Origin of the sequence: Xanthomonas graminis pv. graminis (genome assembly GCF_030168915.1) — a bacterium.
Lineage (GTDB): Bacteria > Pseudomonadota > Gammaproteobacteria > Xanthomonadales > Xanthomonadaceae > Xanthomonas_A > Xanthomonas_A translucens.
On the sequence record NZ_CP076255.1, the window covers coordinates 3,379,828 to 3,396,766 of the forward strand.

Annotated in this window: 13 protein-coding genes and 5 pseudogenes; 10 read left to right on the forward strand and 8 right to left on the reverse strand. The window is 64.3% G+C overall.

Features of this window, described 5'->3' with window-relative positions:
- Nucleotides 1-49: 49 nt before the first annotated feature.
- A complete protein-coding gene (locus KHF85_RS14645; RefSeq protein WP_009602002.1) occupies nucleotides 50-3,130 on the reverse strand; it encodes a Tn3 family transposase in 3,081 nt (1,026 codons plus the stop codon).
- Nucleotides 3,131-3,275: 145 nt separating this feature from the next.
- On the opposite strand from KHF85_RS14645, the gene KHF85_RS14650 reads away from it, so the two are divergent.
- Nucleotides 3,276-3,569 (forward strand): hypothetical protein, encoded by a 294-nt coding sequence (locus KHF85_RS14650; RefSeq protein WP_284567223.1) that lies wholly within the window; start codon nucleotides 3,276-3,278, stop codon nucleotides 3,567-3,569.
- Here KHF85_RS14650 and KHF85_RS14655 read toward each other — a convergent pair.
- Nucleotides 3,544-4,500: an IS30 family transposase gene (locus KHF85_RS14655; RefSeq protein WP_009597007.1), complete on the reverse strand. Its 957-nt coding sequence runs from the start codon at nucleotides 4,498-4,500 to the stop codon at nucleotides 3,544-3,546. The genes KHF85_RS14650 and KHF85_RS14655 overlap by 26 nt on opposite strands.
- 91 nt (nucleotides 4,501-4,591) lie before the next feature.
- Here KHF85_RS14655 and KHF85_RS14660 point away from each other — a divergent pair.
- A pseudogene (locus tag KHF85_RS14660) lies at nucleotides 4,592-5,038 on the forward strand (transposase); the annotation flags it as partial.
- On the opposite strand, the gene KHF85_RS14665 reads toward KHF85_RS14660, so the two are convergent.
- Nucleotides 4,995-5,309 carry a VirB8/TrbF family protein gene (locus tag KHF85_RS14665; RefSeq protein ID WP_284567224.1) on the reverse strand — a complete coding sequence of 105 codons (315 nt, stop codon included), beginning with the start codon at nucleotides 5,307-5,309 and terminating at the stop codon, nucleotides 4,995-4,997. The pseudogene KHF85_RS14660 and the gene KHF85_RS14665 overlap by 44 nt on opposite strands.
- Before the next feature lie 5 nt (nucleotides 5,310-5,314).
- A complete protein-coding gene (locus KHF85_RS14670; RefSeq protein ID WP_345782165.1) occupies nucleotides 5,315-6,277 on the reverse strand; it encodes a type IV secretion system protein in 963 nt (320 codons plus the stop codon).
- On the opposite strand from KHF85_RS14670, the pseudogene KHF85_RS14675 reads away from it, so the two are divergent.
- Nucleotides 6,259-6,423 (forward strand): annotated as a pseudogene (locus tag KHF85_RS14675) (XopE/AvrPphe family type III secretion system effector); the annotation flags it as partial. The gene KHF85_RS14670 and the pseudogene KHF85_RS14675 overlap by 19 nt on opposite strands.
- A 52-nt stretch (nucleotides 6,424-6,475) precedes the next feature.
- Here KHF85_RS14675 and KHF85_RS14680 read toward each other — a convergent pair.
- A pseudogene (locus tag KHF85_RS14680) lies at nucleotides 6,476-6,574 on the reverse strand (recombinase family protein); the annotation flags it as partial.
- 292 nt (nucleotides 6,575-6,866) lie between these two features.
- On the opposite strand from KHF85_RS14680, the gene KHF85_RS14685 reads away from it, so the two are divergent.
- Nucleotides 6,867-7,343 carry an NYN domain-containing protein gene (locus KHF85_RS14685; protein ID WP_284567226.1) on the forward strand — a complete coding sequence of 159 codons (477 nt, stop codon included), beginning with the start codon at nucleotides 6,867-6,869 and terminating at the stop codon, nucleotides 7,341-7,343.
- 427 nt (nucleotides 7,344-7,770) lie between these two features.
- Here KHF85_RS14685 and KHF85_RS14690 read toward each other — a convergent pair.
- A pseudogene (locus tag KHF85_RS14690) lies at nucleotides 7,771-7,926 on the reverse strand (SulP family inorganic anion transporter); the annotation flags it as partial.
- 239 nt (nucleotides 7,927-8,165) lie between these two features.
- Between KHF85_RS14690 and KHF85_RS14695 the strand changes: the two are divergent.
- Complete coding sequence (locus KHF85_RS14695; RefSeq protein WP_074059012.1) at nucleotides 8,166-9,206, forward strand: acyltransferase family protein; 1,041 nt, start codon at nucleotides 8,166-8,168, stop codon at nucleotides 9,204-9,206.
- A 108-nt stretch (nucleotides 9,207-9,314) separates the two neighbouring features.
- Here the strand turns inward: KHF85_RS14695 and KHF85_RS14700 are convergent, their stop codons facing one another.
- Nucleotides 9,315-10,271, reverse strand: a complete 957-nt coding sequence (locus KHF85_RS14700; RefSeq protein WP_009597007.1) for an IS30 family transposase — start codon at nucleotides 10,269-10,271, stop codon at nucleotides 9,315-9,317.
- A 164-nt stretch (nucleotides 10,272-10,435) separates the two neighbouring features.
- On the opposite strand from KHF85_RS14700, the gene KHF85_RS14705 reads away from it, so the two are divergent.
- The 5 genes and pseudogenes from KHF85_RS14705 (at nucleotide 10,436) to KHF85_RS14720 (ending at nucleotide 14,884) form a co-directional block, all read left to right on the forward strand.
- Nucleotides 10,436-12,031 (forward strand): hypothetical protein, encoded by a 1,596-nt coding sequence (locus tag KHF85_RS14705; RefSeq protein WP_139310055.1) that lies wholly within the window; start codon nucleotides 10,436-10,438, stop codon nucleotides 12,029-12,031.
- A gap of 178 nt (nucleotides 12,032-12,209) precedes the next feature.
- Nucleotides 12,210-12,410: pseudogene (locus KHF85_RS20675) on the forward strand (integrase); the annotation flags it as partial.
- Nucleotides 12,411-12,468: 58 nt separating this feature from the next.
- Nucleotides 12,469-12,594 carry a hypothetical protein gene (locus tag KHF85_RS14710; protein WP_284569616.1) on the forward strand — a complete coding sequence of 42 codons (126 nt, stop codon included), beginning with the start codon at nucleotides 12,469-12,471 and terminating at the stop codon, nucleotides 12,592-12,594.
- 56 nt (nucleotides 12,595-12,650) lie between these two features.
- Entirely contained in the window at nucleotides 12,651-13,388 is a 738-nt protein-coding gene (locus KHF85_RS14715) for an ATP-binding cassette domain-containing protein (RefSeq protein WP_284567227.1), read from the forward strand.
- A gap of 8 nt (nucleotides 13,389-13,396) precedes the next feature.
- Entirely contained in the window at nucleotides 13,397-14,884 is a 1,488-nt protein-coding gene (locus KHF85_RS14720) for an ABC transporter permease/substrate-binding protein (RefSeq protein ID WP_284569565.1), read from the forward strand.
- A gap of 742 nt (nucleotides 14,885-15,626) precedes the next feature.
- Here KHF85_RS14720 and KHF85_RS14725 read toward each other — a convergent pair.
- On the reverse strand, nucleotides 15,627-16,826 hold the full coding sequence (locus KHF85_RS14725) for an aminotransferase class V-fold PLP-dependent enzyme (RefSeq protein WP_284567228.1): 1,200 nt from the start codon (nucleotides 16,824-16,826) through the stop codon (nucleotides 15,627-15,629).
- Between the last annotated feature and the right edge of the window lie 113 nt (nucleotides 16,827-16,939).

The window sequence follows — 16,939 nt, forward strand, 5'->3', positions numbered from 1 at the left end:
AATCAAAGTCGGCTGTAAGCGATTGATTTAAAATGGAAAATCTGCCGCGCTAGGCCTGTGACGGTCCCTCCGTGAACGCTCGGCTCCAGTAGGCCGCTTCGGCAAAGAGCGCAGCCAGGGCGTCGAGGTCGACTTTCGTTTGCGCATCGCTGAACTCGAAGTTGCCGAACAGGTTCACGTGCTGCCAGGCGACGGGCGAGATGCCACGCAACGCGTTGATGGCGGCCTGGTCGCCTGCGGCCAACTTCTGTTCGTAGACCTTGGACAGCAGGGCCGTGTTGTAGAAGATCACGGCATTGGCGATAAACCGCGAGCACTCGTTCCAAAGTTGCTGCTCGGCCTCGGTCTTCACGCGGAACGCGCCGCCGTTGACGTAGGCCACCGCCCGGCGAAACCGGTGGTAGGCCTCGCCTCGGTTCAGCGCCTTCTGCACGGCCTGCCTCAGGTCCACGTCGTCGATGAAGTCGAGGATGTAGAGCGTTCGGCAAATGTCTTCGAGCTCCCACAAGGCACGCTTGGTCTGGTTTTGCCGCAAGTAGCTGCTGAGCTTGCGCACGATGGTGGCCTGCGTCACGTCCTTCTGCGCCAGCGACGCCATGATGCGCAGGATGTTGGGCCACTCCTTGATGATGAGCTCCTCGCTGACTTTGCGGGACGGCCGAATCAGCATCTCGTCACCGTAGGAGCTCGGGCTATCGAAGCCCACCAGCGTCATCGCCTTCTTGTACAGGTCGCGGTAGCGCGGTGCAAACCCGTAGCCGTAGACCCGCAGGGTCCAGAAGTTCACCTGGTTGGTGCCATGCGTGTCCGTGGAATGGCGCTCCGGCTTGATGTCCGAGGTGTTGTTGTGCAGTAGGTCGAACACGTAGTGGCTTTCATGTTCCTGCGTGCCGATGATGCGTGCATTGATCGGCAGATGGTTGGCCACCAGCGTGCATGCGCTCACGCCCTTTTGTAGCCCGAAATACTTCGGCGAATGCCGGGCATTGAAGGTGTTGATCTGCGTTTCGAAGCGCTGACCGTCGCTGCTGGAGTGCAGCTTGTCGCCGATGTTGTACAGATGGAAAACCGGCAGCTTCGCGGTGGCGTTGCTGATGGCGTCGTTGGCCGCACGCAAGGTTTCCAGCCGCAGGTAGTTGCGCGCGGTCCCCTGCAACGATGCGAAGCTGATGCCCGACACCTCAGCCATTTTCAACAGACCCATGTTGGTGCCCAGCGCGACGACGCAGGCCAAGATCTGCCGGGCGTCTGGCGCCTGCTTGACGTAGCGCTCGAGCACGTGGGTGAAGCTGTTGAGGAATCCGGTGCCCCCGGCAACGAACCAAAGTAAGTCGGCGATGCCGATACCCGGGAGTTGGCCATAGAAGGGGCTGTTGGCCGGCTCCTTGGCCGTCGGATAGATCAGACTCCAGCGGCGCTTTTCACCGCGGCCGCGAATCTTGATGTGCTCATTGGTGGCTTCGAGAATCCGCCGGTTCACGTCCACAAAGCGTGTGCGCACCGCCTCGCGAAAGGTGCTGAGCGTGTCCTCGATCGGCGCCAGCAGCAGTGGTACGCCGATCTCGGCAAGCACGGCATCGCGCTGGGCCCAGCGTTCGTCGCTGATCAGGTCATCCTCGAAGCGGCGGAACTCGTTGCTGTGCTCCACGAAGACATCCCCGGCCTGCAGCGCCTGGCACAGCAGCCGGTAGGCCAGGAACTCGTAGCGGTCGGTATCGAGCCGGTTCGCGCGTACCTTGCCCTCGTGGTACAGGTACAGACGCAGGTGCTTTGGGATCAGATGCCGGGGAAAGGCCTCGGGTTTGACGTCGCGCGGCGACTGGCCCGCGCGCAGCAACTTCTGCAAGAAGGTCACGGCCTGCAGCAGCGGAGCGTCCTCCACCCGTCCGCCGAAATCCAGCTCGCAGAACAAATGTCGCAGATTGAGCTTGAACGTGCGGGACAACTGCGTGTACTGACTCCACTGGTAGGCGATCTTGTCGAAGGCGATGTTGCGCAGATGGTCGGCCACCGTCGGGAACTGCTCGCGCTCGAGAAGGCCAAACGCCTTGGTCTGCACGTCTGCGAAGCGGGCATCGGTCGCGATGGAGGGGTCGATGAACAGTCGTAGCACGTCGCCTGCCGCGTGCAGGTTTTCGGTGGCGTTGAGCATGGCCTGGTTCATCGCTTCCTCGGCCGCCAGCTTGGCCTGGTGTTCGTAGTGCTCGACCAGGTGCACGAAGGACTCGATCAGGTTGTCGCTGATCTGACGGAACCGATGGAAGGCGAAGCACAGCAGATAGAGCCGGGCGCTGGCGCGCGGCATTTGCTGAAGTTTGTAGACCGAATAGAACTTCACCAGCGACGCGTAGTACTTGACGCTGTCGTTGGACAAGGCGGCCTTGACGAGGAACGTGCGCGCGAAATCGTGCAACGGCTGGAACCGCTGCCGGCGCTCGACCTCCTGCTTGAGCTCCTTGTGGCTGAAGTCCTTGGGCTCGCGTTTGAGCGCGCTGATGCGGTAGATCTGCTCATCGGCCGCGAGCAACTCGTCCAGTGCCCGGGCGACCTTGGCCGGCATGGATTTCTGGAGCAACGCGGCGACGCGGGTGCGTTCGTGCGTCACCACCCGGCCGATCATGTCCTGCAGGGTCGTGTACTTCGGCGCGACGATGTGCTCGTTGGTTAGGTACTGCAGCGACTCGCGAAGGATGTACGTCGGCTGAGTGGACAGCATCGCGATGCGCGCGGCCTTGTCCTGCAGGGCCTGCTGCGCTACGGCGTCGCAATGCCGAAAGCCGACCAGCTCCAGTACCCGGCGTTGGATCGCGGTGCGCGTCGTTGTCGACGGCGGCTTGATCGAATCCAGCGTGTATGCGGCCAAGTATTTCGTCAGCAGGTAGCGCAGATCCTCGGCCACCTCAGCCGGCTCGAACACGAAGAACTGGCACTTGGCCTTGAAGTAGCCCAGCTCGAGTGCCAGGTAGGCGCCCACCGATGGCGTGCGAGCCTGGACCGCTTCGAGTTCACGCGGGCCGAGATCGAAATACAGTTGTCGCTCGTCGTCGGTCAAGCGCGGCAGGCCGTACAGGGCATGGACTTCTTCCGGAGTGAGGATGAACAGGCGGTGCGAGTCGGCGGCCGACGACATTCGAGAGAGATCCAGTGCGGCGATTCTTGTTGGGAGCAGTCCGCCATGCGCGGGCTGCGCGACGGGCAAGGGGCGAGATTATGCCGAACTATTGAGATAAGGCTTATTATCAAATGGCCATCGCCAACTTCATAATCTGACGTTTGTGAAAACACGCCACCCCTCAGACTCGACCGCATCCGACCGCCTGGTCGGCCTGCCAGATGCGGACGCGCTAGCGGCCGTGCGGGCCTGGTACCAGGGACTCTCCGCGCGCGAAGCGGTCGCGCGGTATCTGAGCCATCGCAAAGTAGACGGGGATTCTTCGCGCGGCATCCTCGGGCGTGTGCGCCGGCAATTGGCCACCTATGTGCTGCAGTTTCACCGACCGGATCTCGCCGCATTGTTCAGTCACCCGGAATCCGAGGGCGGATTCAACTCCGATTCGCAACGCTGTTGAGGACCTCCTCGGAGAAGACTTCGAGGGGCGTTTTGAATCCGAGTATCTTGCGCGGACGATTGTAGAGTCGCTGTTCGATCCATCGCAGGTGCGCATCGGTGATGGTGCTGAAATCGATGTGTCGTGGCAAGTACTGGCGCGTCAATCCGTTGGCATTTTCGTTGCTGCCTCGCTGCCATGCGCAGTACGGATCTGCAAAATAGAAGTCGCTCTGCAAGCAGGCGGCAATGAGCCGATGATCGGCGAATTCCTTGCCGTTGTCGGCGGTGAGGGTGTGCACCGTGTGGCCTAGGCCGCCCAGGCGCTGGACGATGGCGTTGCGCACGTTCTCGGCGGTGCCGTCAGGCGAGTAAGCCAGCAGATGCAGGCGACTGCGGCGTTCGGTCATGCTGACCACCACGGCCTTTCCGTGTGAGGCCCGGAGGGTATCCAGCTCCCAGTCGCCGATGCGGCTTCGCTGCTCCACCACGCTGGGGCGCTGTGTCCAGCTGCGCCGATGTGTCAGCTGTCCGCGGCCATCGCGCACGCCCCGCCGACGGCGCTTGCGGCGGCGCTTGCGTAGATGCGTGAACAACTGGCCACCGCGCTTGTGGTCAGCGTAGATGTGCCGATAGATCCATTCGTGACTGGCCAGGCCGGTGCGACCGGCAATCTGTTCCGGGCTGAAGTCCTCGCTCAGCAGGACCTCGATCTGTGCGATGCGCTCAGCGTCGATGCGTGGACGCCGGCTGGCCTGCGTGCGCCGATGCTCGCTGATGCGCTGTGCGTGATCTGGCAGATAGTGCCGAGCGTGCTGATTGCGGCGCAGTTCGCGGCTGATCGTGCTGGGCGCGCGCTCCAACGCATCGGCGATGGCCCGCATCGACATCCCGGTTTCATATAACGCATGCAAACGGTATCGTTCGGCCTGGTCCAGGCGGCTGGATGACATGGGCAACTCCACTTGGCGGTGAAGTCGCTCAAGTCAGGTCGCCGGGCCACTTCACAACCGTTGGTGTTGCGAATCGGAGTTGAAGCCGCCAGCGGTTTCCCTGCATCAAGGGCGCCCGCGCTATCTCCGCCTGGATGTGGTCTCCAGCTTCCGAAGAAGCGTCGTGCACACGTGGGCTCAGCAGGCACTGGCACCGGGCACCCATGTCGTCAGTGATGGGCTGACAGCGTTCACCGGTGTGGGCTGGGCAGGCCTGACCCACGATGCCATCGTGACCGGAAGCGGCCGCAAAGGCGTCCAGCAGCCTCGTCTGCGTTGGGTCAATACGATCCTGGGCAATCTCAAAACGGCGCTTAGCGGCACCCACCATGCGGTGGACTTCCCCAAATACGGCGCGCGCTACCTGCATGCGCATGCCTACCGCTTCAATCGCCGCTTCAACCTGGCCGCCATGGTGCCGCGCCTGGCCAGTGCCCTGGCCGGCGCGGGAAGGCTCACAGAGCAGCAACTGCGTACGACAGCTGAGACACAGCGCTAATCAGGACGACCTGGGGGGCGCCATCGGTGTTGATGCGCGCAATGAGTGGCTTCGGCGGTGGCCGATTGGTCACGGCAATGAGGCCGCCAGCCAGCAGCACCGACAACGCGTAGCCGCCCACCGCTGCCCAGCGCCATGCGCGTTTGTCGCTCTCCGATTTCTCTAACTTGTCGGTCCAGCCTTTGCGCGCTGAATCGTGGTGTGGGGACATCGGCGCCGAGCTGGGACGCTGGCCGACGGGCGTTTGCAGTAGGTCTTTGGTGCTGCTCATGCGTGTTAGCTCTCGTCGTTGGTGGGGGCAATCGTCGGGTTCCCACTACCGCCACTGCTGGTGGTTGTGGCTCCTTTCACAGCCGTGGTTGTTGCTTTGGCGACCGTTGCTGCGTCGCTGAATCGCTGCCTGCCCGCTTCCAGCCGTTCCGGCGATGGCGTGGGCGGCGCAGGCGGTGACGATGCGGTCGGGGAAACACCGCCGCCCATCGTCACGCCCTGCGACCAGGCATCTTTCACGGCAGCGCCGGCATTGGTGACTGGCGAAGCGGCCATTCGGCCCGCTTGGGTCACACCGGCTGCGGCGTAGCTGGCACCAGCTGACACACCGCGATCGATGTTGGCGGCGGCAGCTGACCCGAACTTCATAGCGGCCTGGCCTAGCCGGGTGCTTGCGGCACGTTGAAGTCCAGCCGCTGCGGCTTGGCCGGCCGGCGTGGTGCTTGCGGCCATCAGCCCAGCAATTACGCCACCACGCACACCCGGATTACTCAGTGCGGCCGCACCAGCTCCTGTGCTGTTGGCGGCAGCGGCGCTGCCGGCGCCGTGGATCTGCCCAGCGGCGGTGATGGTCTTGGCTGCACTGGCCGCGCCCATGCGGCCCAGCGCGGCGGCACCCACGCCTGCGCCGATCGCAGCAGCGCCGGCACCGATGGCGACGCCAGCCGCGCTACCGGCGGTCAGCGATGGTGAGCCTGATAGCAGGCCTCCGGCCACAGCGGGGGCGTGTACGGCTAGGATCGCCATCACTCCAGCGGATACAGCGGCGAGATAGGTAACCAGTATCTCGGGGGCCGGCGGCACAGTGAATGTCGCCATTACGTTGCCGTAAACCGCCATGATGAAGCTCAACACCATGAGCTTGACACCCTGCGCTATGACAGCGCCGATCGCTTTTTCAGCAAGGAAGGCCGTGTGATTGCTTATCCCCCAGGGAACCAGAATTAGCCCTGCAAGAGTACTCACCACGGACGCGTGAGGCTTTAGCCGCCGATGCTGCGCGGCAAGCCTACGGGCTGGATGAAGCGCAGCCCATTTCGCCGCGCACGACAACAGCGATCCTGGAGGACGCAGAGCGACTGGACGCCTTGGGTCGCCCGCCCTTGAGTTGGTGAACTGTCCTCTGGTCGCGGATGTGTCATTCTCAGAGGACAACCGCACGGAATGTCAGGAGTCGGCTGCACTGGTGGATTCCAGCGCGGCGTATAGAGCCGTCTTGCTCACCTTGAGCCGTGTAGCGGCCTCTCGGGCATTAAGCCCGTTGGCGAAAGGTTGCGGTTCGTGGCCGCCTGCAGGTGGCCACCATCGCGGCGAGGCCGCCAGCGCACATAACGCAAGATTCCACGCAGTGGGGCAGGGCTTCCTCCGCACATGAACCCAAAGTAGTCCAGATGTTGCATCGCCCGGGCGCATCCATTAGGCTAGCCTCACCACTCCTCCCCTGTCGCCCCATTCAGTTGGGTAACGGCTTGGGACGAAAAAACCGCCGCAAGGCGTTTTTTTCATGTCCGCAGGAAGCTCCATGTGACCATCGCCAAAGCGACTGCCGTCTACATCGATGGCTACAACCTATACTACGGGCGCATCCGTGGGTCTGCCGGAGTTTGTCAGCGGCCAGCCGTATGATCGGACACGCCGGGTTCGGGTCTGGAAGCTCGAAGAGAAACAGACCGATGTGAACCTGGCGCTGGCCATGTATCGCGATGCTGCGTCGGCGCGCTATCAGCAGCTGGTTGTGTGCTCCAACGATAGCGATATCGAGCCGGTCCTTGCGGCGATCCGCGAGGACTTCCCGATCATCGTGCTAGGCGTGGTCACGCCACGCAGGCCGCCGATCGATGGTGAATCGGACAGAAGAGTCAGCGTCTCGCTGTCGTGCCGCGCTGACTGGACACGTCAATACATTTTGGATGATGAGCTCGCGGCCGCCCAGCTACCGAAACGCGTTCGTAAGCCTGGCAAGGCAATCGATATGACGCGGCGGCTTCTGCAAGCGGAGCGCGCAGGGGCGAGGATTAGGGCCGACTGGCGATGACGCGGCACGCGGCATCGGTGCGCAGCACCCCAAGCCGGTGACCGCTTGCGGTCACGCCTCCGCTTGAACTGCCAGAAACCAATTACCAAATCACACCACAATGGGTTTCAGATGCCCGAGTCGCATATTTTCTTTGAAGGTCTCAAGGCAAGCAGCTTTCGCATCGTCCACGGATCGGTAGGCACACCCAAAAAAAGGTGGGTCCGCGTCGGGGCTGTCGCCGCTTCTTGGCACTGGCCGAATACGGTATTCGTACGTATCCAGCCAGAATCCCGACTTCCACACCTCCAACCGCCAACCGCCAACCGTGCATCTCTCCATACGACATGAGTTGATCTTGTGGGCTGTCGTCACTGTTCATGTCGCTCCACGTTGTCAGTCACGGGTTCGGTTGGCTGCGAAGACCTTCGGTTTTTCCTGGTACCTAGCAGAACGCCGCGTAGAGCCCCACCTTGGGGTCGACACCGGCAATGATCGAAAACGCGATGGCTTCGGGAATCAGCGCAAGCGCGACCACGATGCCGGCGAGCACATCGCCACGCACATTGCCGAACCATTGCTGGCGAGACTGCGAGCGCGTGATGCGTCAGGTCAGGGTGGCGTCATGGTGTCGGAGGAGATCGCTGTAGACGAATCTCGATGCTAACGCGTTGAAGCACTGCAGAACAAGACAGGCTGCGCAGCCCGCATGCCGAGTTGCTACAGTCGATTCAATACTCGACAATCGATGCCCGATGTTCAAGCTGTTGCCGCCAAAGACAAACCATCCATGCCCCACGCAAACCCCTGTTTTCCGCAACTCCCGATCAGCAGGAACGATCGATGAGCTCCGCACAGCGCATCGATGCGCTCACCGGAATTCGCGGACTGGCCGCTTTGCTGGTGGTCTATTCGCATCTTGCGGAAGACGGATTCTTCTCGCGTAGCCATCTGTATCCGGGCGAAGTGGGCGTCATGGTGTTCTTCACCCTGAGCGGATTCTTGATGGCCTTTCTGTACGGCCACAAGCAATTCGACTACGCCTCCGTGGTGCGCTACGGCATCTCGCGTTTTTCGCGGATTGCCCCGGCCTATCTGTTTGTGGTGATCGGTTCCTATCTGATCTACAACTTGATCGACCCATCATTCGTCTACGCGATCACCCATCAGAACCTGCTGCGTCACCTGTTGTTCTCCGGCAATGTGTCCGCGCTGTGGAGCATTCCGCCGGAGGTGCAGTTCTATGCGGTCTTCGTGGGCCTATGGTTCGCACTGTGGAAATTCAGAAACCAAGGCAACGCCTCCGTGCTTGCAATCGTGCTGACCGCGATTTTTCTGCTGATCTCCTACCGTGACCAACTGCCCGGCACCTTTGTCGGCTCCAAGATGCAGTACTTCTTCTCGGGCGTGCTGTTCGGGTTGTTCCGCAATCAAGCCTGGTCCGACAAGGGCATGCGCACGCTTGCGTTGCTGCAGGGCCTGACGCTGATCGTTATCGGCCTGGTCATCGCACGCATCCTGCCGGTGGAATTCGGCAGCAAGCGCGAGTTCTACAACTATCTGGAAGGCGCGTTGTTCTCGGGCATCTTCGTTTTCATGTTCTCCTTCGATACACCGCTGAGCAAGCTGCTGTTCGGCCACCGGCCCATCATGATGTGTGGCGAGTTCAGCTTTTCGATGTATCTGCTGAACATTCCGGTGATCTATGTCGCCATGAAATTACTGGGCGACCACGCGCATACCCCGGCCATGGCCGCGCTGATCACCTTGGTGGTTTTCTTGCTGGCATGGCTGATGTATCGCGTCATCGAGCTGCCCGGTAACACGCTGTTGCGGCGCATTGGAACCAGGCTTTTCGAATCGCGTCCGTTAGGGAAGGTCTGAATAACGCGGCCTGAGAGCGCGGAATGTCGCGTCGTTGCGGAGAGTCGCGTTTGGATCTTCGGAGTTTGGCCATTTCTGGCGCTTTCCGTGGGAAATCCCCGGGCGGATTCAACTCCGATTCGCAACGCTGTTGAGGACCTCCTCGGAGAAGACTTCGAGGGGCGTTTTGAATCCGAGTATCTTGCGCGGACGATTGTAGAGTCGCTGTTCGATCCATCGCAGGTGCGCATCGGTGATGGTGCTGAAATCGATGTGTCGTGGCAAGTACTGGCGCGTCAATCCGTTGGCATTTTCGTTGCTGCCTCGCTGCCATGCGCAGTACGGATCTGCAAAATAGAAGTCGCTCTGCAAGCAGGCGGCAATGAGCCGATGATCGGCGAATTCCTTGCCGTTGTCGGCGGTGAGGGTGTGCACCGTGTGGCCTAGGCCGCCCAGGCGCTGGACGATGGCGTTGCGCACGTTCTCGGCGGTGCCGTCAGGCGAGTAAGCCAGCAGATGCAGGCGACTGCGGCGTTCGGTCATGCTGACCACCACGGCCTTTCCGTGTGAGGCCCGGAGGGTATCCAGCTCCCAGTCGCCGATGCGGCTTCGCTGCTCCACCACGCTGGGGCGCTGTGTCCAGCTGCGCCGATGTGTCAGCTGTCCGCGGCCATCGCGCACGCCCCGCCGACGGCGCTTGCGGCGGCGCTTGCGTAGATGCGTGAACAACTGGCCACCGCGCTTGTGGTCAGCGTAGATGTGCCGATAGATCCATTCGTGACTGGCCAGGCCGGTGCGACCGGCAATCTGTTCCGGGCTGAAGTCCTCGCTCAGCAGGACCTCGATCTGTGCGATGCGCTCAGCGTCGATGCGTGGACGCCGGCTGGCCTGCGTGCGCCGATGCTCGCTGATGCGCTGTGCGTGATCTGGCAGATAGTGCCGAGCGTGCTGATTGCGGCGCAGTTCGCGGCTGATCGTGCTGGGCGCGCGCTCCAACGCATCGGCGATGGCCCGCATCGACATCCCGGTTTCATATAACGCATGCAAACGGTATCGTTCGGCCTGGTCCAGGCGGCTGGATGACATGGGCAACTCCACTTGGCGGTGAAGTCGCTCAAGTCAGGTCGCCGGGCCACTTCACAACCGTTGGTGTTGCGAATCGGAGTTGAAGCCGCCCCCCTTTGGCAGGAAGTCTTCGCCGACGAAGAAGTTCCGAAGACTTCTCGACGCGTCGAGTCCGGCAAGCGGCAGTGCCGACATCACCAGAGACAAGGCTGTCAGCGAACAACTCGCTCTCTGCGTCTGGTGGTCCCAGCCTTGACGACCTGCCGGCGGAAGTCCAACACCGGCTCATAGAAACCCTTCGCAGCCATGACATCTTCCAGACGCTCAGCGACTTGCACGCGCTGAGAATGACCTCCACTGGGCTCCGTGACGCTGTGGCGGGAAGCATCGACCTGCACTACGACGAACTTTGTCACGCGGTCAACGAAGTCAATGCGTTCGTAAGCAGGATGCCGGATGAAATCCTCGCGGACGCCGAAGTGATGCGCTCTCTTGGAACGATGCTGACGTTCCTCTCGTCTCCACACCGCGAACGCCTCATCGCCTTGGTGGCTGGAGGCGTCGATGAGGAGCCCAGTGGGCGCGCCCTTGGTGCGCTTGGCGCTGCCATGCGCTGCCTGAACGATGGGCAGCGCGAGCGACTCGTTGTGGCCGCCACGCGCATCACGGACGATTGGGCCAAATCGGATGCATTGGTCGGTCTGGCAACGGGGATGGGCAATTTGCACCCGGAACAGCGCCAGCAGCTGATTTCCGTCGCCCTCGATATCGGCGACGAATGGGCCAGGGCGGATGCGTTGGTCGGCATGGGCCTGGTCATGGCTGAGCTGAGCGAGCCAGACCACGAGCGGCTCCTTGCCTGCGCGATTGGTATCCGCGACGAGTCGGCCCGCGCCGATGCGCTAGCAGGCCTAGGGGCCGGCATCGCCAACCTTGGCGGAACGCATCGCGATCGCCTGTTTGCCGCAATGATGAACCTCGGAAATGATCATCCCAAAGCTCTGGCTCTGACAGGGCTGGCGGCTGGGTTTGTTCACCTTAGCAACACCCAGCACGAGCTTTTCGTTTCGGTTTTGGAAGGTACCGGCAACAGAGTCGCGAAGGCGGTTGCACTTCGCGGGCTATGCACGGCAATGCCCCACTTGAGCACGCCGCAACGAGCGCGCATCGTGGCCGCCGTGATCGCCGCCGGACATGTCCACAACACTCGAGCGCTGGCCGAGTTGGGGGCAAGACTCTCTTTTCTCGGTACATCGCAGCGCGAGCAGGTCGTTATTGCCATCACGGAAATTCCCGACAAGGCCGCCATGTCCGTTGCCTTGACCGGCATGGGCGCCGGAATGGCCTGTCTTAGTGAGTCGCAGCGCGAGCGTCTGTTCCTCGCAGCAGACGGCATCGTCAATGAGTGGGCGAGAACTCGCGCTCTGGCTGGGCTCGCAGTTGGATTGGCCTTTCTGGACGAACAACAAAGCGACGGGCTGGTTACCGCGGTAGACGCCATTGGCGGCGAGTGGGCAAAGGCACACATGTTGTCAGCACTAGGGGCGAGCATGGCTCACATGACGGAGGCACAGCGTGAGCGGGTTCTGGCGGCCGCAACCGGCATTGCCGACGAGGGCGCCAGGGCCGTCGCGCTAACTGGAATTGGGACTTGGATCGCTCAACTTGGCGAGTCGAACCGCCGACAGCTCTTTGACGCAGCGGCGGATCTTTCCGATGCGTTGGTCAACGCCCGTGTCACGGCTCATTTGTGGGCGGCTGAAAGGCCGCGGTGGCCGTGAGACCCAGCAGTGAGAGGGCGTCGGTTTGCAAGGCGTGTGCGTGGCCAAGTTGGAATTCTTAAGTCGGTTCACCGTTCCGTTGCTCCCGAACCCCTTTTTCTTCTTGCGCCATCCGGCGCCGGGCATGCGCTGGGTGGGCTCGTCGCGGCCACGATCCTCGCCCGAATGGAAACCCTTTGCCGAGGGCTGTCGGCGCGGTCGGCTGCCTACGCCTTGCAGGCACAGCCATGCGAGCCATTCGCTGGCGCGGGGTACCGAGCTGACGAGCGTCCGCGATAATCTTTGTCACGCATCGCTGTACACCACCTCAATCCATCTGCATGGCGACGAGGTCAAGCGCGCCACGCAAATTAGAGCGGCTTTCGCCGAGCGGGCTTGAAAGTACGTTTCAAATCAAACGCTTAGAGCGACTTTGATTTTTTGGGGGATCGACACAAATGGCCAACCTCTACGAACTGCTGGACCAGACCAACCTGCAGGGCGTGGAAAGTCACTTCGGCCTGATGTACGACCTGGCACGGCCGAAGCCGACGCTGCAACTGCTGACCGATTTCGCAGATTGAGCGCGCCGGCTGCGCCTTCGCGCGCCAGGCGGCGCGGCCCGGCTATGCTTGAACGCATGTTCGAACTGCATCAGGTCACCCGCCGCTACGGCGACGCACTTGCGCTGGACCGGGTCGATCTGCGCATCGCCCCGGGCCGCAGCACCGCGCTGATCGGCCCAAGCGGCGCCGGCAAGTCCAGCGTGCTGCGCATGCTGCTCGGGCTGGAATGGCCGGACGCCGGCGAGGTCCGCTTCCAGGGCGAGCCGCTGCGCCGCAATACCCTGCTGGCGCAGCGCCGCCGCATCGGCTACGTGATCCAGGAAGGCGGGCTGTTCCCGCACCTGAGCGCGCGCGACAACGCTACGCTGCTGGCGCAGACCCTGTGCTGGGCGCGGCCGCAAATCGATGCCCGCTTGCACGAACTTGCCGCGCTGTGCCGCCTGCCCGAGGCGTTGCTGGCGCGCTATCCGGCCGAACTGTCCGGCGGCCAGCGCCAGCGCGTGGGCCTGATCCGCGCGCTGCTGCTGGACCCGCCGGTGCTGCTGCTCGACGAACCGCTGGGCGCGCTCGACCCGATCGTGCGCCACGAACTGCAGACGCAGATGCGTGAACTGTTCGCACTGCTCGGCAAGACCGTGGTGCTGGTGACCCACGATGTCGCCGAGGCCGCCTACCTGGGCGACACCCTGGTGCTGATGCGCAACGGCCGCGTCGTGCAGCAAGGCAGCGTGCGCGAACTGCTGGATGCGCCGGCCGAGCCGTTCGTCGGCAAGTTTTTGCACGCGCAGCGCACGCTGGAGGACGCGCGGTGAGGGCCGCAATGCGCCGCCGCGCGGCGGCGTTGCGCGCGCTCGCGGCACTGTGCGCCCTGCTCGCCAGCACGGCGGTGGCGGCGCCGGCCAAGGTGGTGGTCGGCTCGAAGAACTTCACCGAGGCGGTGGTACTCGGCGAGATCGCCACCGGCGCCGGGCGCCAGGCGGGGGTGCAGGTCGAACACCGGCGCCAGCTCGGCGGCACCCGCATCCTGTGGCGCGCGCTGCAGCAGGGTTCGATCGACGCCTATGCCGAATACACCGGCACCCTGGCCACGGAACTGCTGCAGTTGCCCGACGCCGACGATGCCGCGCTGCGCCGCGCATTGGCGCAGCGCGGCCTGGCGATGAGCGCGCCGCTGGGCTTCGACAACACCTATGCATTCGGCATGCGCCGGCAGCGCGCACAGGCGCTGGGCATCGCCCGCCTCTCCGACCTCGCTGCACATCCGTCGCTGAAGCTCGGGCTCAGCAACGAGTTCGTGTCGCGCGCCGACGGCTGGCCCGGGGTGCGCGCGGCCTACCGGCTGCCGCAGACGCCGACCGGGCTGGACCACGATCTGGCCTATCGCGCGCTGGACAGCGGCGCGATCGACATCACCGACCTGTACAGCACCGACGCCGAGATCCCGGCGCACGACCTGCTGGTGCTGCAGGACGACCGCCACTACTTTCCGCGCTACGCCGCGGTGTTCCTGTATCGCAGCGACCTGGCACAGCGCGCGCCGCACTTCGTGCAGGCGCTGCAGGGGCTGGGCGGGCGCATCGACGCGGCGACCATGCAACGGCTCAACGCCGAGGCGAAGCTGGACAAGCGCGCCGAGAGCGATATCGCCGCGCAGTGGCTGGGCATCGCCGCACCGGCGCAGGACAGCCGGCTGACACGCCTGCTGCAACGCACCCGCGAACACCTAGCACTGGTCGGCCTGTCGCTGGGCCTGGCCCTGCTGGTGGCGCTGCCGTCGGGCATCGTCGCCGCCTATCGGCCGCGGCTCGGCCAGGTGGTGCTATCGCTGACCGGGGTGCTGCAAACGTTGCCGTCGCTGGCGGTCTTCGTGTTCATGATCCCGCTGTTCGGGATCGGCGCCAAGCCGGCGATCGCCGCGCTGTTCCTGTACAGCCTGCTGCCGATCGTGCGCAACACCCATGCCGGCCTGACCGGCATCGCCCGCGAGCTGCGCGAAACCGCCGCGGCGATCGGCCTGCCGCCCGGCACGCGGCTGTGGCGGATCGAACTGCCGCTGGCCTTGCGCACCATCCTGGCCGGGATCAAGACCGCGGCGGTGATCAATGTCGGCACTGCCACCTTGGGCGCGCTGATCGGCGCCGGCGGCTACGGCCAGCCGATCCTCACCGGCATCCGCCTGGACGACATCGGCCTGATCCTGGAAGGCGCGGTGCCGGCGGCGGCACTGGCGCTGCTGGTGCAGGCGCTGTTCGAGGGCCTGGAGCGCTGGCTGACTCCGCGCGGCCTGCGCCTGGCGGCACGGCGCTGAGGCCTGCGCGTCCCGGTGTTGCTCATCGAGCGAGAGCAGAACCAGCGTGTGCGCCATCCATCGATGGCACCGCGGCACCGGCGAGTGACCGACGTCGGAACCGGTCGGAACTGAAGTCCCTCCCACAATGCACCCAGCCAACCCGCCGCAAACCCCTGTAGGAGCGGCTTCAGCCGCGACAACGTCCGAAGCCGAAAAGCCCGCCGCTGTGCACGTCGCGACTGAAGGGCTCCCACAAGGATTCCACCGGCGCCGTGGAGCGGCGAGCCCTCTTGTGGGAGGGACTTCAGTCCCGACGGCATGCCGTTTCGGAAAACGTACCACTCAGCTCGTCGCGGCTGAAGCCGCCCCTACAGTGCACCCTGCGAGCAAGCCGCAAGCCCCCTGTGGGAGCGACTTCAGTCGCGACGAGCGAAGCGGTGGAGATACCGCGCCCGGGCAGTGTCGGGACTGAAGTCCCTCCCATAGTGCACCCAGCCAACCCACCGCAAGCCCCTGCAGGAGCGGCTTCAGCCGCGACAGACGAAGCGGAAAGCCTTCCAGAGCGCGGTAAAAATCGGGACTGCAGCTCCTCCACATGCACCCAGCAAGCTCACCGCAAGCCCCCTGTAGGAGCGACTTCAGTCGCGACGAACGAAGCAGAAGACATCCTGGGTCCGCTCGCTGTCGGAGCTGAAGCCCACCCTACAGCGCACCCAGCAGGCTAGCTGCAAGTTCTTCCAAGAACGATCAAAGCCAGCGCTCACCCGCGCGCCACAGCAACCATCTCCCGCGCCAGCCCACGCATCGCCTCCGGCGTCAGCTGCAGGTACGGCGCGATGCGCAGCGCACCGTGGCGATGCGTGCAGATCACCTGCGCGCGTTGCAGCCACGGCAGCAAGGACTGCAATGCAGACGCCGGCGGACGCAGCGCGGACAGATGCGGCGCATGCCCAGGCGCCGTCCAATCGCCAACACCCTGCGCCTGCAGCTCATCCTCGAACGCCGCACCAAGTGCGCCCAGCCGCGCGGCAACCCGCGCCGGCTGCCAGTGCTGCAGTTGCTGCAGCGCCGCGCTGGCCATCGCCAACCGCAACGGTTCGGCCACGCCGCCGGCATCGAAACGGCGCGCGCCGGCACGGAACGGCGCCGCCGCCGCCGCGGCCGGGAAGTTCCAGTCGGCGCCAGGATCGCGCGCCTGCCAGTGGTGCTCGATCGGCACCCCATGCGCGCGCCAGTGCGGCGACGCCCACAGCCAGGCCAGCCCCATCGGCCCGAGCAGCCATTTGTGCCCGACCGCCACCACGAAGTCCGGCCGCCACGTCGCCAGCCGCGCCGGCAGCACGCCCAGGCTCTGGCTCAGGTCCAGCACCAGCGCCGCGCCCGCCGCATGCACACGCGCGGCGATGCGGTCCAGGTCCAGCAGCGCGCCGTCGCGCCAGTAGGCATTGGGCAGGGTGGCGATGCGCACCCGCGGCTGCGCGTCCAGCGCGGCCAGTACCGCCTCGGTCCAGTCCTGCTGCGGTTCGCGCCGCACCACCGCCAGCTGCGCGCCGGTCTCGGCGCAGCGCTGCTGCCACAGCAACAGGTTCGACGGAAACTGGCCGTCGAGCAGCAGCACCGCCTCGCCGGCCGCCAGCGGCAATTGCCGCGCCGCGCTGGCCAGGCCGTAGGCGGCCGAGGGCACCATCGCCACGCCGTCCACGTCGCCGTCGAACAGGGTCGCGGCGGCCAGGCCGCGCAGGGTCTCGATCTGCGCGCGCCAGGCGTCGAACGACAGCGTCCACGGCGCGATCGAATCGGCCAGCGCCGCCTGTCCGGCGGCAAGCACGCTGGCCAGCCGCGGGCCCTTGCTGGCGGTATCCAGATAGCGCACTCCCTCGGGGAGGACGAAGGCGTGCGCTGCCTCCGCGAGGTCGAGCAAGCCGGCCGGCGCGGCGGCAGCGGCCACGGATGCGGGCATGAATGCGTGGGATGGGTCTGGCGTAGACATGTGCGGTCGGGCCGGTTGGCGCGATCGAGAGAGGAAGGCTCCCATCGCATGAACAGGTGCTAGCGTAACGCGACGTTCCACCA

Coding starts and splice junctions, on each gene's coding strand:
- KHF85_RS14645 (WP_009602002.1), bottom strand. CDS start 3,130: ATGTCGTCGGCCGCCGACTCGCACCGCCTGTTCATCCTCACTCCGGAA.
- KHF85_RS14655 (WP_009597007.1), bottom strand. CDS start 4,500: ATGTCATCCAGCCGCCTGGACCAGGCCGAACGATACCGTTTGCATGCG.
- KHF85_RS14665 (WP_284567224.1), bottom strand. CDS start 5,309: ATGAGCAGCACCAAAGACCTACTGCAAACGCCCGTCGGCCAGCGTCCC.
- KHF85_RS14685 (WP_284567226.1), top strand. CDS start 6,867: ATGGCTACAACCTATACTACGGGCGCATCCGTGGGTCTGCCGGAGTTT.
- KHF85_RS14695 (WP_074059012.1), top strand. CDS start 8,166: ATGAGCTCCGCACAGCGCATCGATGCGCTCACCGGAATTCGCGGACTG.
- KHF85_RS14700 (WP_009597007.1), bottom strand. CDS start 10,271: ATGTCATCCAGCCGCCTGGACCAGGCCGAACGATACCGTTTGCATGCG.
- KHF85_RS14710 (WP_284569616.1), top strand. CDS start 12,469: ATGGCCAACCTCTACGAACTGCTGGACCAGACCAACCTGCAGGGCGTG.
- KHF85_RS14715 (WP_284567227.1), top strand. CDS start 12,651: ATGTTCGAACTGCATCAGGTCACCCGCCGCTACGGCGACGCACTTGCG.
- KHF85_RS14720 (WP_284569565.1), top strand. CDS start 13,397: ATGCGCCGCCGCGCGGCGGCGTTGCGCGCGCTCGCGGCACTGTGCGCC.
- KHF85_RS14725 (WP_284567228.1), bottom strand. CDS start 16,826: ATGCCCGCATCCGTGGCCGCTGCCGCCGCGCCGGCCGGCTTGCTCGAC.